Annotated in this window: 22 protein-coding genes; 7 read left to right on the top strand and 15 right to left on the bottom strand. The window is 70.0% G+C overall.

Annotated features, from left to right (window positions below; genetic code table 11):
- Nucleotides 1–54: 54 nt before the first annotated feature.
- The 5 genes from glgB to OG819_RS37620 all read right to left on the bottom strand — a co-directional run bounded on the left by glgB (nucleotide 55) and on the right by OG819_RS37620 (nucleotide 7939).
- Nucleotides 55–2232 carry a 1,4-alpha-glucan branching enzyme gene (glgB, locus tag OG819_RS37640; protein ID WP_266653588.1) on the bottom strand — a complete coding sequence of 726 codons (2178 nt, stop codon included), beginning with the start codon at nucleotides 2230–2232 and terminating at the stop codon, nucleotides 55–57.
- Between the two features lie 58 nt (nucleotides 2233–2290).
- Complete coding sequence (locus OG819_RS37635) at nucleotides 2291–3748, bottom strand: phosphotransferase (protein WP_266633258.1); 1458 nt, start codon at nucleotides 3746–3748, stop codon at nucleotides 2291–2293.
- A gap of 63 nt (nucleotides 3749–3811) precedes the next feature.
- Nucleotides 3812–5551: a maltose alpha-D-glucosyltransferase gene (gene treS, locus OG819_RS37630; RefSeq protein WP_266633259.1), complete on the bottom strand. Its 1740-nt coding sequence runs from the start codon at nucleotides 5549–5551 to the stop codon at nucleotides 3812–3814.
- Entirely contained in the window at nucleotides 5548–7551 is a 2004-nt protein-coding gene (locus OG819_RS37625) for an alpha-1,4-glucan--maltose-1-phosphate maltosyltransferase (RefSeq protein WP_266633261.1), read from the bottom strand. The genes treS and OG819_RS37625 overlap by 4 nt, the downstream gene beginning before the upstream one ends.
- 76 nt (nucleotides 7552–7627) lie before the next feature.
- Entirely contained in the window at nucleotides 7628–7939 is a 312-nt protein-coding gene (locus OG819_RS37620; protein ID WP_266633263.1) for a DUF5133 domain-containing protein, read from the bottom strand.
- 303 nt (nucleotides 7940–8242) lie between these two features.
- Here OG819_RS37620 and OG819_RS37615 point away from each other — a divergent pair, with 303 nt between their 5' ends.
- Nucleotides 8243–8758 (top strand): pep a2, encoded by a 516-nt coding sequence (locus tag OG819_RS37615; protein WP_266633264.1) that lies wholly within the window; start codon nucleotides 8243–8245, stop codon nucleotides 8756–8758.
- 283 nt (nucleotides 8759–9041) lie between these two features.
- Entirely contained in the window at nucleotides 9042–10439 is a 1398-nt protein-coding gene (locus tag OG819_RS37610) for an FAD-binding oxidoreductase (RefSeq protein WP_266633266.1), read from the top strand.
- Here the strand turns inward: OG819_RS37610 and OG819_RS37605 are convergent, their stop codons facing one another.
- From OG819_RS37605 to OG819_RS37585, 5 genes are all read right to left on the bottom strand, one after another.
- Nucleotides 10440–11249: an SAM-dependent methyltransferase gene (locus tag OG819_RS37605; protein ID WP_266653586.1), complete on the bottom strand. Its 810-nt coding sequence runs from the start codon at nucleotides 11247–11249 to the stop codon at nucleotides 10440–10442. It abuts the gene before it with no gap.
- Nucleotides 11250–11280: 31 nt separating this feature from the next.
- Entirely contained in the window at nucleotides 11281–11784 is a 504-nt protein-coding gene (locus OG819_RS37600; protein ID WP_266653584.1) for a hypothetical protein, read from the bottom strand.
- A gap of 435 nt (nucleotides 11785–12219) precedes the next feature.
- Nucleotides 12220–13467 (bottom strand): IS701 family transposase, encoded by a 1248-nt coding sequence (locus tag OG819_RS37595; RefSeq protein ID WP_266652542.1) that lies wholly within the window; start codon nucleotides 13465–13467, stop codon nucleotides 12220–12222.
- Nucleotides 13468–13565: 98 nt separating this feature from the next.
- Nucleotides 13566–13811, bottom strand: coding sequence for a DUF397 domain-containing protein (locus OG819_RS37590; RefSeq protein ID WP_266633272.1), 246 nt, complete (start codon nucleotides 13809–13811; stop codon nucleotides 13566–13568).
- A 3-nt stretch (nucleotides 13812–13814) separates the two neighbouring features.
- Nucleotides 13815–14681 (bottom strand): helix-turn-helix transcriptional regulator, encoded by an 867-nt coding sequence (locus OG819_RS37585; RefSeq protein WP_266633274.1) that lies wholly within the window; start codon nucleotides 14679–14681, stop codon nucleotides 13815–13817.
- A 250-nt stretch (nucleotides 14682–14931) separates the two neighbouring features.
- On the opposite strand from OG819_RS37585, the gene OG819_RS37580 reads away from it, so the two are divergent.
- A complete protein-coding gene (locus OG819_RS37580) occupies nucleotides 14932–16344 on the top strand; it encodes a hypothetical protein (RefSeq protein WP_266653582.1) in 1413 nt (470 codons plus the stop codon).
- A 122-nt stretch (nucleotides 16345–16466) separates the two neighbouring features.
- Here OG819_RS37580 and OG819_RS37575 read toward each other — a convergent pair whose 3' ends face one another.
- Nucleotides 16467–17279, bottom strand: a complete 813-nt coding sequence (locus OG819_RS37575) for an SDR family NAD(P)-dependent oxidoreductase (protein ID WP_266633277.1) — start codon at nucleotides 17277–17279, stop codon at nucleotides 16467–16469.
- Nucleotides 17280–17432: 153 nt separating this feature from the next.
- Between OG819_RS37575 and OG819_RS37570 the strand changes: the two genes are divergently transcribed.
- The 3 genes from OG819_RS37570 (at nucleotide 17433) to OG819_RS37560 (ending at nucleotide 19265) form a co-directional block, all read left to right on the top strand.
- Nucleotides 17433–17915, top strand: a complete 483-nt coding sequence (locus OG819_RS37570) for an ATP-binding protein (protein ID WP_266653580.1) — start codon at nucleotides 17433–17435, stop codon at nucleotides 17913–17915.
- A 95-nt stretch (nucleotides 17916–18010) separates the two neighbouring features.
- Nucleotides 18011–18565, top strand: a complete 555-nt coding sequence (locus OG819_RS37565) for a DUF6624 domain-containing protein (RefSeq protein ID WP_266653578.1) — start codon at nucleotides 18011–18013, stop codon at nucleotides 18563–18565.
- A 181-nt stretch (nucleotides 18566–18746) separates the two neighbouring features.
- A complete protein-coding gene (locus tag OG819_RS37560) occupies nucleotides 18747–19265 on the top strand; it encodes a hypothetical protein (protein WP_266633281.1) in 519 nt (172 codons plus the stop codon).
- Here the strand turns inward: OG819_RS37560 and OG819_RS37555 are convergent.
- The 4 genes from OG819_RS37555 to OG819_RS37535 all read right to left on the bottom strand — a co-directional run bounded on the left by OG819_RS37555 (nucleotide 19260) and on the right by OG819_RS37535 (nucleotide 24551).
- Entirely contained in the window at nucleotides 19260–20498 is a 1239-nt protein-coding gene (locus OG819_RS37555) for an MFS transporter (RefSeq protein WP_266653576.1), read from the bottom strand. The genes OG819_RS37560 and OG819_RS37555 overlap by 6 nt on opposite strands.
- A gap of 204 nt (nucleotides 20499–20702) precedes the next feature.
- Nucleotides 20703–21869, bottom strand: coding sequence for a LysR substrate-binding domain-containing protein (locus OG819_RS37550; RefSeq protein WP_323139401.1), 1167 nt, complete (start codon nucleotides 21867–21869; stop codon nucleotides 20703–20705).
- 763 nt (nucleotides 21870–22632) lie between these two features.
- The gene (locus OG819_RS58730; RefSeq protein ID WP_323139400.1) at nucleotides 22633–23595 is read right to left on the bottom strand and encodes a hypothetical protein; all 963 of its coding nucleotides are present in this window, start codon (nucleotides 23593–23595) and stop codon (nucleotides 22633–22635) included.
- 275 nt (nucleotides 23596–23870) lie between these two features.
- Nucleotides 23871–24551, bottom strand: a complete 681-nt coding sequence (locus tag OG819_RS37535; RefSeq protein ID WP_266653574.1) for a TetR/AcrR family transcriptional regulator — start codon at nucleotides 24549–24551, stop codon at nucleotides 23871–23873.
- A gap of 113 nt (nucleotides 24552–24664) precedes the next feature.
- Between OG819_RS37535 and OG819_RS37530 the strand changes: the two genes are divergently transcribed.
- Nucleotides 24665–25081 carry an AMP-binding protein gene (locus OG819_RS37530; protein ID WP_266653572.1) on the top strand — a complete coding sequence of 139 codons (417 nt, stop codon included), beginning with the start codon at nucleotides 24665–24667 and terminating at the stop codon, nucleotides 25079–25081.

The raw sequence follows: 25081 nt of genomic DNA, 5'->3' as shown, positions 1-25081 counted from the left end.
GGGGGCGGAGCCCCCTGGGAGGGGACGGGTAGGGGCGGCGGGGGCGAGAACACATCAGGCGGGGCGGAGCCAGATCGTGGCCAGTGGGGGAAGCGTCAGACGCAGGCTTCCGTCATGGGTCTGGAGATGGGGGTTGTGGACGTCGCTGCCGCCGTAGCGGGCGGCGTCGGTGTTGAGGACTTCGTGCCAGGCGGGTACGGACTCGGGGATGCCGAGGCGGTAGTCGTGGCGGACGACGGGGGAGAAGTGGGAGACGGCGAGCAGGGGGGTGCCGTCGGCGTCGTGGCGGAGGAAGGCGAGGACGTTGTCGTCGGCGGCGTCGCCGGCGATCCAGGTGAAGCCGGCGGGGTCGGTGTCGCGTTGCCAGAGGGCGGGTTCGTGGCGGTAGACGGTGTTGAGGTCGCGGACGAGGTCGCGGACGCCGCGGTGGTCGGGTTCGGCGGGGTAGGCGGGGTCCAGGAGCCACCAGTCGGGGCCGTGGGCTTCGGACCATTCGGCGCCCTGGGCGAATTCCTGGCCCATGAAGAGGAGTTGTTTGCCGGGGTGGGCCCACATGAAGCCGAGGTAGGCGCGGGTGGTGGCGCGTTGTTGCCACCAGTCGCCGGGCATCTTCGACACCAGTGACCGTTTGCCGTGGACGACCTCGTCGTGGGAGATGGGCAGGACGTAGTTCTCGCTGTAGGCGTACACCATCGAGAACGTCATCTCGTTGTGGTGGTACTTGCGATGCACGGGGTCATGGGCGATGTACTCGAGCGAGTCGTGCATCCACCCCATGTTCCACTTCAGCCCGAATCCCAATCCACCGTGCGAGGTCGACCAGGTGACGCCGTCCCAGGCCGTGGACTCCTCGGCGATCGTCATGACACCGGGTGCGCGGCGGTAGACGGTGGCGTTCATCTCCTGGAGGAAGGCGACGGCGTCGGGGTTGTCCCGGCCGCCGTGTTCGTTCGGGGTCCATTGCCCCGGCTCCCGCGAGTAGTCGAGGTAGAGCATCGAGGCGACCGCGTCGACGCGCAGTCCGTCGATGTGGAACTCCTCGCACCAGTACACGGCGTTGGCGACGAGGAAGTTGCGTACTTCGCGGCGCCCGTAGTCGAATTCGAGGGTGCCCCAGTCGGGGTGGGCGGCCCGCTGGGGGTCCGCGTGTTCGTACAGGGGGCGTCCGTCGAACTCGGCCAGCGCCCATTCGTCGCGCGGGAAGTGGGCCGGTACCCAGTCCATGAGGACGCCGATCCCGGCCCGGTGCAGGGCGTCGACGAGGTGTTTGAAGTCGTCGGGGGTGCCCAGCCGTGCGGTCGGGGCGTAGAAGCCGGTGACCTGGTAGCCCCAGGAGCCGCCGAAGGGGTGTTCGGCGACGGGCATCAGCTCGACATGGGTGAAGCCCAGGTCGCAGACGTAGGCGGGCAGTTGCTCGGCCAGTTGGCGGTAGGTCAGGCCGGGGCGCCACGAGGGCAGGTGGACCTCGTACACCGACAGCGGTGCCTCGTGCACCGGACGGGCCCCGCGCCCCGCCATCCATTCCTCGTCCCGCCACACATGGGACGACTCCGTCACGATCGAGGCGGTCGCCGGCGGGACCTCGGTGCGGCGGGCCATCGGGTCGGCCCGCATCGTGTGCGTACCGTCGGGCCGGGTGATGTCGAACTTGTAGGGCGTTCCCTCGCCGATGCCGGGCAGGAACAGCTCCCAGACGCCCGTGGAGCCGAGCGACCGCATGGGGTAGGCGGTGCCGTCCCAGTGGCAGAAGTCCCCGCAGACCCTGACCCCCTGGGCATTGGGTGCCCAGACCGTGAAGCGGGTGCCGGCCACGCCCTGGTGGGTCAGGGGATGAGCTCCGAGCGCCCGCCACAGCTCCTCGTGGCGGCCCTCGCCGATCAGATGCAGATCGACGTCGCCCAGCGCGGGCAGGAAGCGGTACGGGTCCTGCACCTCGAACTCGTGGCCCGCGTACGTCACCGACAGCACGTACTCGGGGATCGTGTCGAGCGGAAGGACGCCCGAGAAGAAGCCGTCACCGGCCCCCCGTAGCTCCGTGCGCCGGCCGTCCACCACCACCGCGACGGCCTGGGCGTACGGTCGCAGCACGCGGAACACGATGCCGCCCGGCACGGGGTGCGCGCCGAGCAGCGCGTGCGGATCGTGATGGGCGCCTGACAGCAGGCGTGCGCGGTCCGTCGTGTCCAGGGCGGCTACCGGCCTCGTGCCAACGGCGGTGGTGGGAACTGCCACGGCTTCAGCCTCCTCGGGAAAGGGATGGGGCGGTCGGATTTCGGGCTCAGGGGCGGCGTCAAAGACGTTCAGGAGGACGTTCGACGCGATGTCCGGCCGGTCGGTCCTCATGACCGTCGGCGGGGCGTTCGGTACGACGTTCCCCCGCGCCTGCGGCGAGCCGCCCGACCGCCGCCATCGGGACCGGCAGCCAGTCGGGTCGGTGTCTTGCCTCGTACAGCACCTCGTATACGGCCCTGTCGGTCTCGTACGCGCGCAGCAGTTCGGGCTCCTCGCGCGGGTTCCACGAGGCCGCGGCGGCGTAGCCCGCGCAGAAGGCGCCTCGGCAGCGCTGCGCCCACTCGGGGCGCCACGGGTGGCGGGAGCGCGCGGCGTAGTCGAAGGAGCGCAGCATGCCCGCGACATCGCGTACGGGGGACTGGAGACGTCGGCGCTCGGTGAGCGGACGGGCCGGCTCGCCCTCGAAGTCGATGACGGACCACTCCCGCCCGGCCCGCAGCACCTGACCCAGGTGAAGGTCACCGTGAATCCGCTGCGCCGGCCGAATCGCCGCGTCGAGCGCCGCGAGCGCGTCGAAGACCGACCGCAGCCCGGCCACGTACGGCCGGAGTTCTGGCACGGACCGGGCCGTGGTGTCGAGCCGTTCACTCATCGCGGCCGCGAGTCGCCGGTGCTGTAAGGGACTTGGTGCCCGTACGGGGAACGCTGCCGCCAGCGCCAAATGTATCTCGGCGGTGGCCCGGCCCAGTTCGTACGCCTCCTCGGTGAACTCCCCGCCCGAGGTGAGCGATTGGAGTGCCAGGGTCCAGCCGTCGGTGGCGTCGCGCAGGAACGGCTGGAGCACCCCGAGTGTCGCCTCGCGCGGCTGCGCGGTGCCGAACCACGCCGCGGGGGCGGGGACGCGGGTGCAGCCCTGCCGGGCCAGCGCCCAGGGGACCTCCAGGTCGGGGTTGATGCCCGGCTGGACGCGGCGGAAGACCTTCAGGATGAAGGAGTTCCCGTACACGAGGGAGGAGTTCGACTGCTCGGTGTCGAGGAGGCGGGGGGTGAGACCGCAGGGGACCGTCACCCGGGGGTCCCGCTCGAAGAGCAGCGGGCCCGCCGCTCCGGGGGTGCGCAGCCGCTCCAGGAGCAGACCCGCCGCGTTGGGGTCGTGGAATGCGTCGTACACGCTGAGGTCGGCCAGGGGGCCCGCGCTCGGGCGGCCTATGAAGGCGGCGGCGAGCCGGGGAGGCAGGACCTCGCGTGCGCCGAGCAAGAGTTGGTAGCAATCGTCGGGCGGGGGAGTGCCCGGGCCCTCGTGGCCGGAGCCGCCGAGGTGTTCGGTACGTATCAGGAGATGCAGGCAGCCGGGGTACAGCTCGGTCGACGACACCACGCTGAGACCGGTGACGGGGTGGCCCTTGCCCGCGAACCAGCGCTGCCGCGGCAGCCATTGCCGCAGCAGTTCGGCGAGAGAGGTGAGCAGCTCGGCGGGGGCATGACTGCCCGGACGGTGCAACGCGGTCTTCGGCATGGCGACACGTCCTTTCAGAGGCAAGCGATCTTCGGGCACACGATCAAGCGCGATCAGGTGCGGTCAGAGTCGCTTGGCGGTGCCGGGGGCGATCGCGCGTCGCAGCCGGAACCAGTAGAAGCCGTGGCCTGCGAGGGTGAGCAGGTAGGGGAGTTGGCCGATGGCCGGGAAGCGGACTCCGCCGATGAGTTCGACCGGGTGGCGGCCGCTGAAGGCCCGCAGGTCCAGTTCGGTGGGCTGGGCGAAGCGGGAGAAGTTGTGCACGCAGAGGACGAGGTCGTCCCCTTCGTCCTCGGTCGAGGGGGCCTCGCGCAGGAACGCGATGACCGCCGGGTTCGAGGACTGCAGCTCGGTGTAGGAGCCGAGGCCGAAGGCCTTGTTCTGTTTGCGGATCTCGATCATGCGGCGGGTCCAGTGCAGCAGTGACGAGGGCGAGGACATCGAGGCCTCGACGTTGGTCACCTGGTAGCCGTAGACCGGGTCCATGATGGTGGGCAGGAAGAGCCGGCCGGGGTCGGAGGAGGAGAAGCCCGCGTTGCGGTCGGGTGTCCACTGCATCGGGGTGCGCACCGCGTCGCGGTCGCCGAGCCAGATGTTGTCGCCCATCCCGATCTCGTCGCCGTAGTAGAGGATCGGCGAGCCGGGCAGTGACAGCAGCAGGGCGGTGAACAACTCGATCTGGTTGCGGTCGTTGTCGAGGAGCGGCGCGAGCCGCCGCCTGATCCCGATGTTGGCGCGCATGCGCGGGTCCTTGGCGTACTCCGCGTACATGTAGTCGCGTTCCTCGTCGGTGACCATTTCGAGGGTGAGCTCGTCGTGGTTGCGCAGGAAGATGCCCCACTGGCAGTTGGAGGGGATCGCCGGGGTCTTCGCCAGGATTTCCGACACTGGGTACCGGGATTCCCTGCGCACCGCCATGAAGATCCTCGGCATGACGGGGAAGTGGAACGCCATGTGGCACTCGTCGCCGCCCGAGGGGAAGTCGCCGAAGTAGTCGACGACGTCCTCGGGCCACTGGTTCGCCTCCGCCAGCAGCACCGTGTCCGGATACAGGGAGTCGATCTCCTTGCGCACTTTCCTCAGGAACGCGTGTGTGGCGGGGAGGTTTTCGCAGTCGGTGCCCTCGACCTGGTAGAGGTACGGCACCGCGTCGAGCCGGAACCCGTCGATTCCGAGGTCCAGCCAGAAGCGGAGGGCCGCGAGGATCTCCTCCTGGACGGCCGGGTTCTCGTAGTTGAGGTCGGGCTGGTGGGAGAAGAAGCGGTGCCAGAAGTACTGCTTGCGGACCGGGTCGAAGGTCCAGTTGGAGGCCTCGGTGTCGACGAAGATGATCCGGGCGTCCTCGTACTGTTTGTCGTCGTCGGCCCAGACGTAGTAGTCGCCGTAGGGCCCGTCGGGGTTGGTCCTCGACTCCTGGAACCACGGGTGCTGGTCGCTGGTGTGGTTCATGACGAAGTCGATGATGACGCGCATGCCGCGCTGGTGGGCGGCGTCGACGAATTCGACGAAGTCGGCGAGGTCACCGAACTCGGGCAGGACGGCGGTGTAGTCGGAGACGTCGTAGCCGCCGTCCCGCAGGGGGGATTTGAAGAACGGGGGCAGCCACAGACAGTCGATGCCCAGCCATTGCAGGTAGTCGAGTTTCGCGGTGAGGCCCTTGAGGTCGCCGACTCCGTCGCCGTTGCTGTCCTGGAAGGAGCGGACCAGGACTTCGTAGAAGACGGCGCGTTTGAACCATTCGGGGTCGCGGTCCTTGGCCGGAGTGTCCTCGAAGGTGTCCGGGACGGGCTCGTTGACGATCATGTGGTGGGTGACCCTCCGGTCCGCTGTGAGGTGTCGACGGCGAGCACATGCGCACCGCCCGGCCCCAGTCGCACGAAGTCGGCCCTGCCCCAGCGGTAGGTCTCGCCGGTGAGTTCGTCGTGCACGGGCACGGACTCGTGCCAGTCCAGGCCGAGTTGAGGCATGTCCAACGAGACCGTCGTCTCCTGGGTGTGGTGGGGATCGAGGTTGACCACCACCACGACCGTGTCGTCGCCCGAGCGCTTGCTGTAGGCGATCAGGGCCTCGTTGTCGGTCTGGTGGAAGTGCAGGTTACGCAGTGCGTGCAGGGCCTTGTGGGACCGTCTGATCCGGTTCAGCTCCGTGATCAGCGGCGCGATCGTGCTGCCCTCGCGCGCGGCCGACTCCCAGTCACGTGGGCGCAGTTGGTACTTCTCGGAGTTCCGGTACTCCTCGCTGGCGGGTCCGATCGGATCGTTCTCGCACAGCTCGTAGCCGGCGTAGAGCCCCCACGACGGCGAGAGGGTGGCGGCGAGCACGGCTCGCACTTCGAAGGCGGGCCGACCGCCCCGCTGGAGATAGCCCGGCAGGATGTCCGGGGTGTTCACGAAGAAGTTGGGCCGCATGAAGGCGGCCGTCCCGCACGACAGTTCGGTCAGGTAGTCGGTCAGTTCCTGCTTGGTGTTGCGCCAGGTGAAGTACGTGTACGACTGCTGGAAGCCGACGGCCGCGAGCCTGTGCATGATCGCGGGCCGGGTGAACGCCTCGGCCAGGAAGATCACGTCCGGGTCGGTGCGGTTGATGTCCGCGATGACCCGCTCCCAGAAGACGACCGGTTTGGTGTGCGGGTTGTCGACGCGGAAGATCCGTACGCCGTGGTCCATCCAGTACCGCAACACCCGCAGCGTCTCCTGGACCAGCCCCGGCATGTCCTGGTCGAAGGCGATCGGATAGATGTCCTGGTACTTCTTCGGCGGATTCTCCGCGTACGCGATCGACCCGTCCGCCCGGTGGTGGAACCACTCGGGGTGCTTCTCCACCCACGGGTGGTCCGGGGAACACTGGAGCGCGAAGTCGAGAGCGACTTCGAGCCGCAGTTGCGCCGCCCGGCGTACGAACGCGTCGAAGTCGTCGATCGTGCCGAGATCCGGATGGATCGCGTCGTGCCCGCCCTCGGCGGAACCGATCGCCCAGGGCACGCCGACATCCCGACGGCTCGCCGACAGGCTGTTGTTGGGGCCCTTGCGGAAGGTGGTGCCGATGGGGTGGATCGGCGGGAGGTACACGACGTCGAAGCCCATCTCGGCGACGGCGGGCAGCCGTTCGGCGGCGCTGCGGAACGTGCCGTGCACCGACGGGTCCAGCTGTCCGCTCTCCGAGCGTGGGAAGAACTCGTACCAGGCGCCGTACAACGCCCGTTCCCGTTCCACGAGCAGGGGCATCGGCAGCGAGCGGGAGACCCGTTCGCGCAGCGGGTGTTCGGCGAGAGTGGCGGTCACTTCCGGGGCCAGCGCGGCGGTGAGACGGGCCGTGGGCCGCCGGGAGCCGTCACGCAGGGCGTTCGCCGCGGCGCGTACGACCGCCCGGCCGGCCGGGTCGGGCACCGCGGCCGCGGCCCGCTCGTACAGCGCGGCGCCCTCCTCCAGGACCAGTTCGGCGTCGATCCCGGCCGGGACCTTGATGCCGGCGGCGTGACGCCAGGCGGCCAGGGGATCGCTCCAGGCCTCCACCAGATACGTCCACCGGCCCACGGCATCCGGTGTGACCTCGGCGCCCCAGCGGTCGGTGCCCGGGTCGAGTTCACGCATCGGGGCCCGCGGACCGGGCCGGCCGCTCGGATCGCACAGGACGACCTCGGCGCCGAGCACATCGCGGCCCTCGCCGAAGACGGTGGCGGTGACCTCGAAGGTCTCCCCGACGACCGCCTTCGCGGGGCGCCGGCCGCACTCGACGACCGGCAGGACGTCCACGATCGGGATACGGCCGATCGGGTCACGGCCGCCCGTCGTATGTGCCTCCATGTTTCGCCTCCGCCGTCCTCGCGCCCTGCCACCTCGGTTCAGAGCTGTGCCGAAAATTTCCGACCCACGGTCCGTCTCAGGGACACCTGCCGACGGCTCGCCCCACTCCCTGCGCCTGAGTGCCCTGGGAGAGTTGAGAGCCCCGCGCGCCGTGCGCGACCGCCACCGGTGACAGCGCGGAAACCGGTGCCTCGCCCCGCAGATAGTGCTCGGCGGCTTCCACCGCCTCCCGCGCGCAGCGCTTACCCATCAGCACGCACAGGGTGTACCCCGTGTTCTCGAAGTTGCCCCGCACCGCGTGGTCGGTGGGGGCCACGAGCAGCAGGCGTTCCCAGGCCCGGTATCGCTCCAGATGCCTGGCGACCTCGGCTTTGGCAGGCAGCAGCATGCGCCGGTCACCTTCCCACTCTGTCGACTGCGCACGGGGCCCCCGGCTGCTGCCGGACGGCCGTGCGCGGAAGGGCACCGACCCACTACGGAGGGCGGCGCCCTCACTCATGGTGCCTGCGCGGGCACCCAGCGTCTTGTTGGCTCTTCAACCATATTGGGACCCTTCTCGTGTTGCACGAACGGAGTAGCACTCGCACTCTGGGACTGACTCAGAAGCGACCAGCGCTCACGCTTCGTGTTCGGGGCTCGGTCCGCGAAGGGCGAGGAGAGGCGAGAGCTTCGCCGTGAGGAGCCAACGAAGATGAAACCTGCAGTGCCCTGTTACTACCACCTCGACGTGGAGGTCAGCCCGGAGCGGGTCGGCCAGGTCAAGCGCATTTTGGGGGCCCATCTCCGGTACTGGAACCTGGAGACGCTCGTCGATTCCGTCTGTCACTGCGCGGAAGCGCTGCTGCATACGATCGACCGGCACGCGACGGACAAGAACACCACCATCGAGATGTGGTGGAACGGTTCGCACCTCATCACCGCCGTCTCCGACAACGACCAGGATCTGCGCCCGCACAACGCTCCCCAGGGTTGCCTGGCGCAGATCGCCGCCCTCAGCGACGGCTGGGGCTGCTGTGCCACCGGCGCCGGCGGCAAGATCATCTGGTTCTCCTGGCGGGCCCGCGCCGCCGAGCGCGCTCCGCTGGTCCCGACCGGGCCCGTGCCCAGCCTGCGGGAGGCGCGCCGGACGCCGCGTCAGGTGGTGCTGCCGGAACCGGCGTTCGCGGGGTCCCCGCACGACACGGAGGCCGTGATCGCCGTGACGTGATCGCGCGCGTACCCGGACCGGGCGCCCCTGCCCCCCCCCGGGTGCGGCATGCGACGGCGAAGGCGCCGACTTCGCCCTACGGCTACCGGGTCCACGATCCTTGGGACCCGGCGGCCGGCACCGGTGCGATCCGGCGAAGCGAGCGCACGCTCGGCGAGTTCGACCGGTACGGCGCCGTCGGGACCGGAGCAGAACAGGCGCATCGGATCCATCGGAGGGAGACTGGATCCAAAGGCCCCGGGCACGGGTGCCCTGAAACCGGCCCCCAGACAGGGGGAGGGGCATGTCCATCACACCGGCACAGGCAGCGCGACAGGAACTGACGGGATTCAAGGGACAGTTGATCGGACCCGGTGACTCCGGGTACGACGAGGCCCGTACCGTCTACAACGCGATGATCGACCGGCGGCCCGCCCTGGTGGCGAGGTGCACCAGCGCCGAGGACGTGTCCTACGTCGTCGGCTTCGCCCGCGACCACGGGCTCGCGCTCGCCGTGCGGGGCGGGGGCCATCACGGCGCGGGTCTGGGGGTCTGCGACGACGGTGTGGTCCTCGACCTCTCACCCCTCAAGGACATCGAGGTCGACCCGGAGGCCCGCACGGTACGGGTCGGGGGCGGCTGCGTGTGGAGCGAGGTCGACCGTGCCACCCACGAGCACGGCCTGGCCACTCCCGCCGGCATCATCTCCACGACGGGAGTCGGCGGCCTCACCCTGGGCGGCGGCATCGGGCATCTCACCCGTAAGTACGGGCTGACCGTCGACAATCTCCTGGCGGCCGACCTCGTCCTGGCGAGCGGGGAGCACGTGCGCGCGAGCGACGCGGAGAACCCCGACCTGTACTGGGCGATCCGCGGGGGCGGCGGCAACTTCGGAGTCGTCACTTCGTTCCTGTTCCGGCTGCACCAGGTCAGCACCGTCGTCGCGGGCCCGACCTTCTGGCCCGTCGAACTCGGTGCCGAAGTCCTCACCGTCTACCGCGACTTCCTCCCGAACGCCCCCCGAGAGCTGAACGGCTTCTTCATGTTCGGCTCCGTCCCGCCCGGCCCGCCGTTCCCCGAGGAGATCCATCTGCGCAAGGTCTGCGGGGTCGTCTGGTGCCGCGTCGGGGACGACACCGAGGCGGCGGCCGCGGAGATGGCACCCCTCCTCGACGCCGTGCCCGAGCCGCTGCTGCACGGGGCGGCGCCAATGCCGTTCCCCGCGCTCCAGTCCGCGTTCGACGGGCTCTACCCGCCCGGCGACCAGTGGTACTGGCGCGCGGACTTCGTCGACGAGATCCCCGACGAGGCGGTCGAGGCGCACGTCAGGTACGGCGGCGGACCGCCGACCTGGAAATCGACGATGCACCTGTACCCGATCGACGGCGCCGTCCACGACATCGCACCGACGGACACCGCCTGGAGCTACCGGAACGCACGCTGGGCAACCGTGTACGCGGGCGTGGACTCCGACCCGACGGGCGCCGCGCTCGTCAAGCGCTGGAGCGTGGACTACTCCGACGCGCTGCACCCGTACTCCGCGGGCGGGGCGTACGTGAACATGATGATGGACGAGGGCCAGGAGCGCGTACGGGCCAGCTACCGCGACAACTACGCCCGCCTGGCCCGTGTCAAGGCCGACCGTGACCCGGACAACCTGTTCCGCCTCAACCAGAACATCGAACCGGCGCCGCGCACCTGATCAAGGCTTGAACGCCACCCCGCCGTGCACGTCGGTGGGCTCCGGTGTCGTGCCGGGCGTGGGGCGCCACAGGGGGCAGGAGACGATGCCGGGTTCGATCAGCTCCAGGCCCTCGTAGTACGCGGTGATCTGTTCCGGGCTGCGCAGAACGTACGGGACGGCGCCGGTGTCGTCGTAGCCCTGCTGCGCCTGCTTGAGCGCGGCGTCGGTGTCGGTGCTGTCGTAGTGCACGAAGTAGCTGCCGGAGGGCAGGGCGCCCTGGAGGGTGCGGACGATCGACTTGGCCTCCTCATAGTCCTGGATATGACCGAGGATGCCCATGAGCATCAGGGCGACGGGCTGGTCGAAGTCCAGGATCCGGCTCGCGGCCTCGACGATCTTCTCGGGCTCGTGCAGATCCGCGTCGATGTAGTTGGTGACACCCTCGGCGGTGCTGGTCAGCAGCGCCTGCGCGTGGCGCAGCACCAGGGGGTCGTTGTCCACGTAGACGATGCGCGACTCGGGCGCCACCCGCTGGGCGACCTGGTGGGTGTTGTCGTACGAGGGCAGGCCGGTGCCGATGTCCAGGAACTGGCGGATACCGAACTCACCGGCCACGAAGGTCACGGTCCGGATCAGGTACTCGCGGGAGGCCCGGGCCATCGTCTCGATGTTCGGCGCGACCTCACGGTAGGCGTCGCCCGCGATCCGGTCGACCTCGTAGTTGTCCTTCCCGCCCATCCAGTAGTTCCAGATGCGGGCCGAGTGCGGCACCGTGGTGTCGATCTTGGACAACGTCTCTTGGTCGGGGTTGGGCCGGCCGTCTGCCATGAGATGTCTCCTGCCTCCGTCACGCGGTCTGTCAGTAACCTACCGTCAACTGTTTTTGATATTCGCTGAGTTGAGGATCGGTGCGGGCCGGGGGGTCACGAATGGAGTGCCCGAGGGTCTCGGCGTCCACGGTCACCACGGGGACGTGTTGGGCAAGGGTGCGCAGCGCTCGCTCGTACGCGTCGACCGCCTCGGTGTCGTCCGCCTCGCCGGTTACGTGGACGAGGGCCCCGTCGCGTTCCGCCACCGCTTCGGCGAAGTCCAGGGCCTGGATCCAGGTCACCCGGGAGCGTCCGCGGCGCAGCGGTCCGTAGACCAATTCGTGCACGAGACTGCCGTCGACGGCCAACCGGCCCGGCGCGGCGAGGAGTTCGCGGTACGGCCGGGTGGGGTCCACATGGTGGAGGGGCCCGCGGCAGAGCCGGACCAGGAATCCGTGCCGGGCCAGCTCGGCGATCAGAACGCCTCTGCCGATTCCGTCGGGACCGTCGACGACCAGGGTCCGGCACTGGCTGAGGGCCCGGTCGAGGATCACCCTCGCACCTCGCGGCAGGGTCCGGTGCGCATACCGCTCCCTCCGGGACGACCGACGCCCTCAGTGTGAACGGACAACCCGCGCGGCGGGAGTGGGCGTGCGGGTTGTCCGGTTGTGCGGGCGTAGTGGTGCGGCTAGGCCCTGTCGTCAAATTCCCGTCGTCCGCCCGAAGGGCGGGCCCGGCGGCGTCAGGTGCGTGCTCTCGGCGTGCCGGGCGGAAGGCCTCGTACTGGATGTACTTGGGCTTTCGCCCGGTGCGGCGAGAGTGCGTGTATGGCGTCGCCGGGCAGACGGGAATTTGACGACAGGGCCTAGTAGGGCTTTGTTAGGTCCTGTGGTGGGGTTCGGGTGTGGGGGCGGGGTGGCCGCATATCGAGCAGGCGCCGGTCCAGGTGGCCAGGATCTTCTGTAACGCGCGCAGAACCGCGTAGAGGGTCAGGCCGGCGCAGGGACTTTTGGGTCGAGGCGGAGCATGGTGCAGAAGGCCTGGGCGAGGGCGGCCAGGGTCACGTGCCGGTGCCAGCCGAGGTAGCTGCGGCCTTCGAAGTGGTCCAGGCCGAGGCCGTCCTTGAGCTCACGGTAGTCGTGCTCGACCCGCCAGCGGATCTTGGCGATACGGACGAGTTCGCGTAGCGGGGTGCCGGCGGGCAGGGTGGAGAGCCAGTAGTCGGTGGGCTCGGCGGCGCCGGGTGGCCATTCGGCCAGCAGCCAGCACTCGGGCAGACTGCCGTCCAGGTCACGGGGGATGTCGCGGTTGGCCGGGCGCACGCGCATGGCCACGAAGCGCGAGCGCATGTCGGCCCGTGGGTTGCGCGGACCGCTCTTGGTGCCCTGGCGCCAGGTGACGGTGCGGGCGGCGCCCCGCCCGGCGGCCAGGACGAGGTCACGCAGGGTGCTGTGCGGCATCGGGTAGGCGGGCCGGGGCGGGCGGCCGCGGCCGCTGTAGGGCGGACGCTCGGGCAACGCCTCACCGGGGTAGGCGGTGGTGGTTCCTTTGACGGCGACCGCGTAGGCGAGACCGCGTTCGGTCAGGCCCAGGCGGAAGCCGGTGGCATCGCCGTAACCGGCATCGGCGACCACCGGCAGACCGGGCAGTTCCCACTGGCCGCGGACCTCGTCGAGCATCTCCAGCGCCTGGCGCCACTTCTCCTTGTGGCGGACCTGGTCGGGGATGCCCGCCCGCTGGCGGCGTCGGCGGATCGCCTCGGCCAGCAGCGGGTCGTCCCCGGATGCGGCGTCGTCCCAGCTGTCGGGGATGAACAGCCGCCAGTTGACGGCCGCTGAGGCGTGGTCGCTGACCAAGTTGACACTGACCGCTATCTGGCAGTTTCCGCGCTTGCCCAAGGCGCCGCAGTACATCCGGGCCACCCCAGGGGAGTCGTACCCGTCCTTTGGGAAGCCCGTGTCGTCGATCGCATACGCCTCCGGGGTGATGTGCGCCGCTGCCCACCGCGAGACCCGGCGCCGCACCTCGACGTAGTCCCAGGTGGAGGAGGAGATGAACTGCTGCAGCTGCTGGTGGTCCACGCCCAGACGCTCGGCCATCGGCTGCATCGACTTGCGCTTGCCGTCCAGCATCAGCCCACGCACGTACAGCTCGCCCTTGGCCCGCTGGTCCCGGCGTTTCACCGTGCCGAGCATCTCGGCTGCGAACGCCTCCAAGCGGGGGCGGATCTCGTCCATCTCCTCAGGTGTCACACCTGACAGGACATCACGAGACTACCTCGGAACGATCAACCAGGGTACGTAACAAAGCCCTACTAGGGCGGTGCTGCCGCGCCTCAGGCGACGAGGAAGTCGGCCTGGCCCGACTTGGCGCCTTCGAGGAACGAGATCATCTCGTCCCGGGTGTAGACCAGCGCGGGCCCGTCCGGGTCCTTGGACTGGCGGAAGGCCACACTGCCGTCGGGCAGCCGCTTGGCCTCGACGCAACTCCCGCCGTTCGTACCGCTCCAGGGCTTCTCCCAGCCCTCGGTGCCCAGGTCGACGGCCGGCATGCCGCTGTAGATGGGGCCCTTGGATCCCATGGATTACAACTCCTTACGCAGTTCACCCAGGATGGCCCTGGTCCGAGCGACCGGTTCCGCCTGCACGGACATCCGGTCCAGCACTTCGAGATAGGTGACGACGTCGGCGGGCCGGTCGACATAGACCGCGCCGGCGAGGCTTTCGGTGTAGATGACATCGGGCAGTTCGGAGAAGCCGAAGCGGAAGTGGTGGAACGGGCCGAAGGCGCCGGGATGTGCCCCCACCCCGAAGCGCATGACCTGGATCCTGACCTTCGGCATGTCCAGGACCTCGTGCAGCCGGTCGATCTGGGCCCGCATCACCTCGGCCCCGCCCACCGGGCGGCGCAGCACCGTCTCCTCGAGGATGGCCCAGATGGCGGGCGCGTCCGGCTTGGCGAGCAGGTCCTGCCGCCTGGTCCGCAGGGCGACGCGGCGGGCGACGTCCTCCTGCGACGCGTTGGGGAAGCCCACGCGCATGAGCGCGTTGGCGTAGTCGTTCGTCTGCAACAGGCCCGGAACGTAGTGGGGTTCGTAGAGACGGATGACGCTGGCTTCGCTCTCCAGGCTCACGTAGGCGCTGAACCACTCGGGCAGCACATCGCGGTACTTGTACCACCAGCCCGGCTGATTGGCCTCCCGGGCCAGCGCGAGGAAGTCGTCGATCTCCGTCGCCGGTACCCCGTAGGTGTGCAGCAACTCCTTCACGTAGGGGATCCGGAGGCCGACCTCGGCCTTCTCGATCCGGCGGACCGTCAACGGAGTGACCTCGATCGCCCGTGCCGCCTCCTCGAACGATACTCCCGCCCGTTCCCTCAGCTGCTTCAGCCGCTTGCCGAGGACCATCCGCAGGACCGTGGGTGCGCTGCCGCTCGAGCGGTTGTCACTCACGTCCTACCTCCCGGTACGGCTGTATCACAGCGTGCAGTGTGCCACGCGGTCGTTGACAGAGACAGGGCGATGCGGATCGTTCTGAAATTATCAGAACGCTGGTTGCGTGTTGAGCCTGTCGGCGACCATAGTGATCGGGCGACCTGTCACACAGTCAGTGGCGACAAACGTCCAACCGTGCCGTGCCGTCGCAGAATTGATGTACCGGCAGGTACGGCGAAGCCCGTACGGACCGTGATGCGAGACCTGGGTGGCCACCGTGACCGACGGACAATCAAGGAGCGCCGGCAAGGGCCCCGGCGGGGCCAACTCGACGCTGGCGGCCGCCCTCAAGGCAGCCGGCTGCTCCTATGCCTCCCTCGCCCACAGGGTCAACGAACTTGGCCGCCGTCAGGGCGTGGACTCCAACTACGACAAGGCGTCGGTCACCCGCTGGCTCCAGGGCCAGCAACCACGGGGCACCACACCGGAGTTGATCGCCGCCGTACTGTCCGAGCGGCTCGGCCGCGCCGTGTCGCCCGCGGACCTCGGCTTCCACTCCGACCAACAGCGCCCGGTCGCGGGCCGGGCCCTCGTCTATGGCGAAGACGTGGCGGAAACCCTTCACACCCTGGCCGAGCTGGGCTCCACCGACATCTCCCGCCGCAGCCTCCTCGGCGCGGTGCCCTTCGTCGCCACCGCGCTGACCAACCCCCAACGAGAGTGGCTGCTGTGGCTGTTGGAGCAGCAGGACGGCTTCCATCCGACGGTGGTGGCGAGCGGCGGGCCCGTCGAACAGGTGCACGCGATGATCGCCATGTTCGACCAGATGGACAACCACTACGGCGGCGGCGGTGTGCGCACCAGCATCGTGCACTACCTCTCCACCGAGGTCGTCCCCATGCTGCAGCGCCGCGGCACCCCGCTGCAGCTGCAACGGCAGTTGTACGCGGCTGCCGCGCGCCTCGCCGCGATGGCCGGCTGGAGCTCGTACGACGCGGGGGAGTACGGGCTCGCGCAGCGGTACATGACCCAGGGGCTGCGCCTGTGCGCCGAGGGGCGCGATCGGGTGCTGGGAGGTCAGATCCTGGCCGGACTCTCCCATCTGGCCACCAACCTCGGCCGTCCCGACGAGGGGGTGGCCCTGGCCCGGGCCGGCGTCGCCACCGCGAAAGGGGCGGGCAGCCCGCTCGGACTGATGCGCCTGCACGCCATGGCGGCACGCGGGCATGCCGCCCAGGGGCACTCCTGCGAGGCCGCGGAGGCGCTGCGCCTGGCGGAAGGGCAACTGGACGTGAGCCGGGGCGCCGACCAGGAATCCGTCTGGGTGCGCTACCTCGACCACCACTATCTGCAGGCGGAGGCCGCCCTGTGCTTCCGTGACCTGGGGCTCGCCGCCCAGGCGGAACGTACGGCGAGCGAGTCGCTGAGTGCGAACGCCGACCGGCGCAGGCGCCAGGCCATCAGCCGCTCGGTCCTCGCGACCGCGCATCTCCAGCAGGACCGGCTCGACGAGGCCGTCGGCGCGGCCACCGAAGCGCTGGAGACCCTCAGTACCGTGCACAGCGAACGGTCGATCCAGGCCCTGCGGGACTTCCGCACCCGGCTGCAGCCCCGCCGTCACGAACCGATGGTGCAGGAGTTCGAGCGCAGGTCCCGTGTGGTGCTGGGGGTGGCGGCATGACGGGGAGCGCGCCGGCCGGTCCGGTGGATGACTCAGCGGGAGCGGTCCCTGAGGCAGGAGGCGTCCCTGAGGCAGGGACGGGCCGTGAGACAGGGACAGGTCCTGAGACAGGAATGGTCCGCTCAATAACCGTCCGGCGAGGGCGCGTTCTGGGCGCGGTCGACGGGGAGGTGGGCTCCCGAGATACCGCTCGACCAGTCGGACAGCAGAAACGCCACCACCCGGGCGACCTCCTGCGGAGCGACCGGCGCTCCGCTCGGAAGCTCCGTCGCCACGAATCCCGCGTACGCCTCGGGGTCGTCCCGGCGCATCCGGTCCCAGCGCCTGCCCGGGATGAGCATCGACCCGGGGGAGACGGCGTTCACCCGGATTCCGTCCGGCCCCAGTTCACGGGCGAGCGAGGCGGCCAACTGGATCTGGGCGGACTTGGCCACCCCGTACTGGACGGGCGGCCCGGGCTTCCAGCCGGAGATCGACGAGATCACCACGACCGATCCGCCACCGGCCGCCCGAAGATGCGGCACCGCGGCCCGGACCAGGCGCGCGGCATGGCCGACGTTCACCTCCCACGTCGCCGCCCAGTCCTCGGCGTCCGCCTCCTCGAAGCGGCCACCGCGAGAACCGCCCGCACAGGCCACCACCCCGTCAAGGCCGCCGAAACGATTCGCCATGGCTGCGACAAACTCCTCCAGGCGCTCCGGCTCCGTGACGTCGAGCGCCTGCGTGAACAGCGGGGAGTCCAGCGACGCCGCCAGCGCCGTCAGGTCACGCGCGCCGCGCGCACAGGTCGCCACCCGGGCCCCTTCGGCGACGAGCAGCCGCACGATCTGCTCGCCGAGCCCCCGCGTTCCACCGGTGACCAGGACGCGCTTGTCGCGCACTCCCGACCACCCGGTGGGATCGCCGGGGCGCACCGGCGTCGGGCTCCCGCTCACGTTCCTCACCCGATCGAACATACATCCCACACCACTACGTGCCTGCAACCGGACAACCCCGATACCCCCTGGTCGACGCGGGGCCGTGACCTGTTGGCTGCACGGGCAGCCATCGAGCACATCCCCCACCCGCGCTGCAATGATGGAGGATCGATGACGGCGTCCAGGGCTCATCGCCGCGGGCCGTCGCCCTCACCGCAGCACGTCGCCAGCGCGCTGCCCATGACGTACCCCGGCCTGGCGCGGACCACGGTCCCCGCCCATCCCTCACGCGCGGCCGACGTGCGGGGCATGGTCGCCGAACACCTCACCCGTCTACGCCTGCCCTCCGAGCGCCTCGACGATGCCGTTCTCGCGACCGACGAACTGTTCGCCAACGCGGTCAGACACGGAAGTCCCGACCCGCGCGACACCATCACCGTCACCCTCGAGCACATCGGGCACGAGCTGCGCGTGACGGTCGCCGACCGTTCGTCCGCCCTGCCACGACCGCGCGACACGGGCGGCGCCGAGGAGTCGGGACGCGGACTGGCCATCGTGGCCGCAGTGTCCGAGGACTGGGGCATCGCGCCGCCCGACCCCGGCACCATGGGCAAGAGGGTCTGGTTCACTCTGGCGCTGCGGGGCATGCCATGAAGCGATTCCCGGGGCACCTTGCGGCCGGCACCCCGACGGAACCGGACGGCGCGCGGTCGGAGCCGGACGGATCACCCGTGGGAGCGGACGGATCAATGGTGGGACCGGACGGATCACCGGTGGGGCCGGATCCCGCGTCCGCACGGACTCTCCCGGCACTCGCCGTCGCGCTCGCCCGGGAACTCTCGCGCCGGGCCGACGAGGAGCGGCACCTGATGCGGCAGGCGCGGACGAACCCCACTCCACAGGTCCGGCGCGGTCTCGTCGAATGCCGCAGGACCAATGCCGACGCCCTCGCGACGATCGTCCGCCGACACGGCTGGCCGACCGCGGACCTGGTCGGCGCGCCCGCCTCGACGGCGGCCCTGATGATCCTGCTGCACGCCTCGGACCTCGACTTCCAGCTCCGCTGCCGCGATCTGATCGCCCAGGCGACCGCGGACGGACGCTGCCCCGGACCGCATCACGCCTACATCGCCGACCACTGCGCGGTCGAACTCGGCCAGCCCCAGTTCTACGGCACCCGGGTCGATCCCGCGACCTTCCGCCCGTATCCGATCCGGCGGCCCGAGACCCTCGAGGAGCGGCGCCGCGACGTCGGCCTCGGCCCCCTCGACGAGCAGATGCGGGCGCTGCGCCGCGGCGCCTGAGAACGTGATGTGCAGCACGCACGGAAATGTCCCCCGGGTGGCGGGGACGCGGGTTCTGCCTGGGCACGGCTTGATCGCCGATCAAGGAGGGCAAAAACGCTGGCCACGGTGCGTTCCGCCCATTTGACACCCAGTTGAGGGCACAGATAGGAAACAGCTCTCTGAGGTGGAGAGGTGGACCGTGCACGAACCGAACGTGGTCGGGGACTGGCAGGAGTACGACGAGCACGCCGGCCTGCGCGTCCGCGTCCACGGGGTGGAGCGGGCCGAGCCCCCGCGCGGACGCGACGACGCCGCCGAAGGGCTCACCTACTTCCGGTGCCGGGTGACCGTCGAGAACCGCGGTGGCGAGCACTTCGGCATCCACCTCGAGGACGGCCAGATCGACATCCGTGTCGGCCCCGACGGTGAGAGCGCCTTCCTGGACTGGCGCAACTCCCAGTTCATCGAGGGCTATGACGTCTACCCCCTGCGCCGGGCCACCGCGGTCCTCTTCGCCGCCGGCCCGGACGCCTCCCTGTCCCGGGCGGACATCCAGATCCAGCTGAAGGTCGACGACGAGTGGACCGACCGGTACCTGTGGGTCGGCGGCATCGACCTGTACGAGGGTTCGGTCGACGTCGGTGCCCGCTCCGGCTCGGCGAGGGACAGCCTCGCCTGGCAGGTGAGCGACTTCCTGCGGGGGGAAGCGGGTTCATGACCCGCTCCCCTGGCCGCTGATCAGGCCGTACGGCGTTCCGTCGTCCAGTGGAGCAGCGCCAGCACCGGCAGGGCGGCGCCCAGGACGGTGACCGCGGTCCACCCCGGCGTGGTAGGCGATCGAGCCGAGCTGGGAGCCGAGCGCGCCGCCGACGAAGAAGATCGCGATGAACGCGCTGTTCAGGCGGGCGCGGGCGTTCGGGTCGAGCTGGTAGATGCTGTGCTGACCGAGGATCATGGTGGTCTGCATGGCGGTGTCGATGAGGATCGCGGCCAGGGCGATCAGGGTGATGTGGGACTGACCGAAGCCCGCGAGCGCGAAGGCCAGGACCGCGACGGCGAAGGCTATTCCGGTCAGGGGACGGACGAGCCCACGGTCGGCCCAGCGACCGGCGAAGGGCGCGACGGCCGCACCGGCCGCCCCGACGAGGGCGAAGAGGCCGACACCGATGGGGGAGTAGTGGAAGTGAGGGCCCGTCAGGACGTACGACACGGTGGTCCAGAACGCGCTGAACGCACCGAACATCGCCGCCTGGTAGAGGCCCCGGCGCAGCAACGTGGGGTGACGGCGCACCAGTTGGAGCGTGGAGCGCAGGACATGGGCGTACGGCAGGGTCGTCGTCGGCGCGTGCTGCGGCAGGGCCGCGCGCAGGGCCAGGGCGAGCAGGGCCATCAGGACGGCGGAGCCGAGGTACACCACCCGCCAGCCGGCCACGTCGGAGACCAGGCTGCTGAGAGTACGGGAGAGCAGGATTCCGGTGAGCAGGCCGCTCATCACCCGTCCGACGATCCGGCCACGGGCGTGGTCGGGGGCGAGGCTCGCCGCGAAGGGGACCAGGATCTGGGCGACGACCGAGGTGCCTCCGCTGATCAGGGAGGCGATCAGCAGCATGGGGAAGCTGGTGGCGAGACCCGCGGCGACCAGGGCGAGCGTGGTGACCGTCAGGAGCACGCTGATCAGTCCGCGCTTCTCCAGCCGGTCGCCGAGCGGGACCAGGAAGAGCATGCCCAGGACATAGCCGACCTGGGTGAGGGTGATGAGCCCGCCGGCGGTCGCCGTGCCGACGTGGAACACGTCGCGCAGCGAGGACAGCAGGGGCTGGGCGTAGTACAGGTTGGCGACCGTCAAGCCGGAGGCGACGGCGAAGAGGCCGACCAGCCAGCCCGGCACGCCGTGCGCCGCCTGCGCGGTGGCGGCCTGGCCCGGTGACTTGAGGACGGGGGACTTGGACACGGGCACCTTCTCGGGAAGGGAACCGGTGGAGCGGTTCGCGAAGCACTGAGTGGTGGTCGAGCGGCCTCGTAGTCGCTCGCACGGTTTCCTCAGCACAGGAAGAGCCTCCGTGCTTCCCCTGCCATGGCGATGATCTGAAATGTCAGTCATCTCTGAACGAGATGAACCACTTCGGCCCTCCACCGCCTCCCGCGCCGCGGTCCGTCAGGTCATGTGCCGCAGCAGAGCCGCGACCGCCGGGGGCGCCTCGCCGCGCGGCTGGACCACCATGACCTTCCAGTGCGGCGCGTGCCGGTCGAACCGGTGCGTGTCCAGGTCGGGGAAGCGGTCGGCGATCGAGGTGGGCATGACGCAGACACCCAGGTCGGCGCGGACGAGTTCGGACGCCGCCACGATGTCGTTCACCTCGAAGGTGGACTCGCGCTCGACGGCGGCCGCACGGAACGCCCGGTCGACGGCGAGGCGGATTGCCCAGCCGGGCGTGAAGTCCACCATCGGCAGCCGGGCCGCTTCGGCGAGCGTGACCCTCCCGTCGGGCCCGGCCCCGGAGGGTGTCCGCCCCGGCGCGGACACCAGCACCATCTCCTCCCGGGCGAGCAGCCGGGTCGCCAGCCCGCGCTGTTGCTGACGGTCGAGCGCGACCACGGCCAGGTCCACCGTGCCCTCGCGCAGCGCCTGGCGGATGTCGGTCACGGCCGCCTGCCGCAGCCGCACCACCACACCCGGATGCTCCGCCCGCAGCGCGGCCAGCGGGCGGTGCAGGTCGGCCCACACCCCCTGCATCGTGCCGACCGTCACCCGCCCCCGCAGCTGCCCCCGCGCCGCGTCGACCACCGACCGCGCCTGTTCGGCGGACCGCAACGTAGCCCGAGCGGCCGGTACGAAGGCCTCGCCCGCCGGGGTCAGCGACACCCGGTGCGTGGTGCGGTCGAACAGCGGGGTCCCGAGCTCCCGCTCCAGTGCGCGCACGGTGCTCGAGACGGCGGACTGCACCACGTGCAGCCGCTGCGCCGCGGCGGTGAACCCGCCCTCCTCGGCCACCGCGACGACGACCTCCATCTGTCGCAGATCCATGTCCTCTCCCGATGCCCGGTCCACCTCACTCAGTGATGGTGATCCTCCTGGGTTATCACAGAACAGGGCGGGGCGGTCTCCCGGAGTGTGGGGACTGGGGGTCAGGGGGCGGGTGGTGTCAAGGTCGGGGTCGGCGCAGATGGTGGCGGTGAGGCCGTCGGTGTGGGGCATGCGGATGTCCATGAGGACGATGTCGGGTTGGTGGATGCGGGTGAGGTCGACGGCTTCTTCGCCGTTGGCCGACGAGGTGTTGGTGGCGATCGGTTCGCTGCCGAACGCCGAGTGACTGGAGGGCAACGGGCTGAAGGTCCGCCCGCAATCTCCTCCACCCGGACGCGCGCCCGGTAGTGAGGCCTGGTGTCCGTCCGTACGGTCATGGGAACCGTTCCTAGGGACTGAGCGGGAGTGAGTCCTGGGGCCAGGACCCATGCTCAGCCGTGTGCTCCGAACGGTGTTGGGCACACTGGTCGCCCGCTTTCGCTCCGCATCCGGGCAGCACGGATCGTGTCCGTGGTCCGGGAATGCGGGGGCGGGGTCCCTCACGCCACCGGGTATCCGGACCGGCCTGGGCGGTCCGATGCCCCACACGATCGCTCCGGTCGTGTGGGGGCGGTGCCGTCCGTCGCCGGATCGGATACCCGAGGGCGCGCCGTCCGATCGCCACGGCGGCGGCGTCGTGGCGAGTGGTCTTGCGGGTGGGCGTGGTGAGGGGTTTTTGCCAGTACTGGGCGCCCCAGCGGCTGGTATAGGCCGGGTCGACCGCGACGATGGCGAGGTCGTGTTCGGCGGCCATCGCCACCAGCCGGGCCTTGAGCCTCGCGGTAGGGAAGCGGGAGATCAGGCGGCGGAAGCGTTTGTTACGCCCGTACTTCTCCCGGGACTTGCCGTCGGCGAAGTCGAGGTCCTCGAGGGCGATCGCCGCGGCCTCGCAGCGGCGGGTGTAGTGCAGCAGTCCTGTGAGGGCGTGCCGGATCTGGGCGTCCCGGTGTGGTGCGCTGCCGGACAGGTCGTAGCAGAAGCGCCGGGGCTCGCCGACCGGGTTACCGTGGATATCCAGGCGTCAGGCGGCCAGGTGGTCATCGTTCATGTCCACTGCCACCACGCCCCGGGCCAGCGCCGCCTGTGGCGGCAGTACCGGGACGGCCGCGCGCTGCCAGGCAGCGGTCACATACCAACGGCCCCGCACCACGTCGTGGTGGATGCGGTAGGCAACCGCCTGGTTGTTCGTGATCCGGTCCAGCCACTCCTCACCCCGGTGCTTGAACACCACGGCGGCGTCCAGCTCGTACCGCCCGTGGGGGGCGTTGGCCAGATGCGACAGGGCTGCCGGGAGCCTGAGTGAGACCTGCCCGGTCTCGGTGACGCGGATGGTCTCGTTGCCCAGGCGTTTGCCGGACTCCCCGTCAGCGGCCAGGAACATCCGCGCCGCCCGCCACCGCTCCCGCCATCCCCGCTCCTCCAGTCCGGCCTCCTCCAGGTGGTGACGCAGGCGGGCCAGCCGTTTGCCGCCGCGCACCACGTGCACCCGGCCCGCCGCCCAGTCCGCCTCCACGCGCGTCAGCCGGTCCTTGAGCGTGTGCAGGCGGCGGGACTTGGCATGCCACTCCGCCCGGGAGCCGTAGCCGCGTACCAGCCCCTCGCGCTTGTTGGCCTTGACGCCGAGGGGGCGGGCCAGCCGAGCCTCGGTCCGGGTGATCTCCCCGCGCAGCCACGCCATCTCGGCCGTCTGACCGCGCCGGGCCAGCGCCCACTGGTCATGCGTGGCCTTGGTGAGACTGCCCGCCAAGCGCGCAGATGAGGCCCCGGTCAGCTCCCGCTTCCGCGCCGCCCACGTCGCCGCGTCGTGGGCCAGGCCCTGCCGGGACCGCACCGCAAGATCACCAGCGGCCAGGGAGCCCAGGAACGCTCCGACCTCGGCCAGTACCGCCGCATCCGCGTCCGTCGCCCGGAGCCGGGCCCGGATCGCCACCCCAGAGGGGCCGGGCACCGCGAACGGCGCCGCCACCTCCCGCAGCGCGCTCACCCGTTACCCCCGTCGGCGTCGAAGTTCCCGTCACCGCACCCAACGACCACCACCCGAAAAGGTCACGCATTCGACACGCGAACAGTTGCCCCTTTCGGAAGCTCGCACAAGGGCGGGACACCGATGCTCACTCGTGCGCGTCAGAACTCACTCGAACTCAGCCAAACCGCAGAAGATCCCAACCCCCTGATTCTCCGGCACAGTGATGAGAACCATGCTCTCCGATGTGGAGAATGGGACTGCCTGTGCGGGTGGATCAGGGGGTCGAGACCGTGTTACGCGGAGGCGGACCTGCCGGCCGTGGCCGGAACGCCGGAGATGCCACCCAGGCAGAACTGCCAGACCTCTTCGGAGGTCACCGGGTGGGCGTGGCTGTCGGCGGGGACGCCGTGGGCCTGCGAGGCGAACATGACGGTCTGCATGACGAGGGCGGCCTGGCGGCGGGGCTTCCCGTCGGCGATGAGACCGGCCTCGGCGGCCTGCTCGATGATCTCGGTGAAGACGGTGAGCAGCGGGATGTGGGCGGTCGCCACCTGCTCGGGGTGTTTGACCAGCAGTTGCAGCGCGAAGTCGTTGAACAGCGGGCGCTGGACGCCGGGGCTGGGGTGTGACTGCTCATAGAGCGTCTCGACGGCGATCCGCAGGCGCTGCAGCGGATCGCTCTCGGTCGCGGCTGCCTCGCGGACCTTGGCGGCGCCCATCGAGAGCGCGTCCTCGAACAGCGCGAGGAGCAACTCGTGCTTGCCGTCGAAGTGCTGATAGAAGCTGCGCAGGGACTGCTTCGAGCGGTCGACGACCTCCTGGACGGTGAAGCCGGTCGTGCCCTTCTCGGCGATCAACTCCTGTGCCGAGTCCAGGAAGCGCTGGACGCGTTGCTCGGCGCGAAGCTTCGCGGCGCGGGTCGATCGCTCTACGGCGCGCTGGCGCCACGCTGGTTCCTCGGGGACTGCGGTCACATTGCAGAACGATACTCCACTTCAACGGGAATAAGTTGCGGCGCCCTACCGAATCACGCAGCGCAGGTTACGAGACTCTTACTTGCATTCACCGAGAATGGTATTCTCGCCGCATGCATCTGGGATGGCAGGCGAAGCGGCGCCCCGACGCGATCGCGGTCATCGAGAGCGGCGGTAGGACCGTCACGTACGCCGAGCTCGACGCACGGTCCCGGCACCTGGTGGCGGCGCTGGACCTCAAGCCGGAGGACGCCATCGCGATCCGTATGCCCAGCGGCGCGGCCTTCCTCGAAGTCGCCTGGGCCGCCCAGAGCTTTGGTCTCCGCCGTATGCCGGTCAACACCCACATCACCCACCTACTCCCCTCCGAGATCGACGAGATGACCGAGGGCGACCAGCTCACCGCGGGCCCGATGGGCGACCCTGCGGCCGAGGACTTCCTCAGTCTGCCCAGGGATCCCAGCGGAAAGTTGCGCAAGGGCCTGCTCCGGGAGACGTACTGGCGGAACCACGAATCGAGGATCGTCTGA

The organism is Streptomyces sp. NBC_01549 (assembly GCF_026339955.1).
Taxonomy (GTDB): domain Bacteria; phylum Actinomycetota; class Actinomycetes; order Streptomycetales; family Streptomycetaceae; genus Streptomyces.
This window is presented reverse-complemented; position numbering and strand designations above follow the sequence as displayed.

Bases quoted from the DNA above. Each gene is read 5' to 3' on its own strand.
- OG819_RS37635 (WP_266633258.1), bottom strand. From the start codon at position 3,748: ATGCCGAAGACCGCGTTGCACCGTCCGGGCAGTCATGCCCCCGCCGAG.
- treS (WP_266633259.1), bottom strand. From the start codon at position 5,551: ATGATCGTCAACGAGCCCGTCCCGGACACCTTCGAGGACACTCCGGCC.
- OG819_RS37625 (WP_266633261.1), bottom strand. From the start codon at position 7,551: ATGGAGGCACATACGACGGGCGGCCGTGACCCGATCGGCCGTATCCCG.
- OG819_RS37620 (WP_266633263.1), bottom strand. From the start codon at position 7,939: ATGCTGCTGCCTGCCAAAGCCGAGGTCGCCAGGCATCTGGAGCGATAC.
- OG819_RS37615 (WP_266633264.1), top strand. From the start codon at position 8,243: ATGAAACCTGCAGTGCCCTGTTACTACCACCTCGACGTGGAGGTCAGC.
- OG819_RS37610 (WP_266633266.1), top strand. From the start codon at position 9,042: ATGTCCATCACACCGGCACAGGCAGCGCGACAGGAACTGACGGGATTC.
- OG819_RS37605 (WP_266653586.1), bottom strand. From the start codon at position 11,249: ATGGCAGACGGCCGGCCCAACCCCGACCAAGAGACGTTGTCCAAGATC.
- OG819_RS37595 (WP_266652542.1), bottom strand. From the start codon at position 13,467: ATGGACGAGATCCGCCCCCGCTTGGAGGCGTTCGCAGCCGAGATGCTC.
- OG819_RS37590 (WP_266633272.1), bottom strand. From the start codon at position 13,811: ATGGGATCCAAGGGCCCCATCTACAGCGGCATGCCGGCCGTCGACCTG.
- OG819_RS37570 (WP_266653580.1), top strand. From the start codon at position 17,433: ATGACGGCGTCCAGGGCTCATCGCCGCGGGCCGTCGCCCTCACCGCAG.
- OG819_RS37565 (WP_266653578.1), top strand. From the start codon at position 18,011: ATGGTGGGACCGGACGGATCACCGGTGGGGCCGGATCCCGCGTCCGCA.
- OG819_RS37530 (WP_266653572.1), top strand. From the start codon at position 24,665: ATGCATCTGGGATGGCAGGCGAAGCGGCGCCCCGACGCGATCGCGGTC.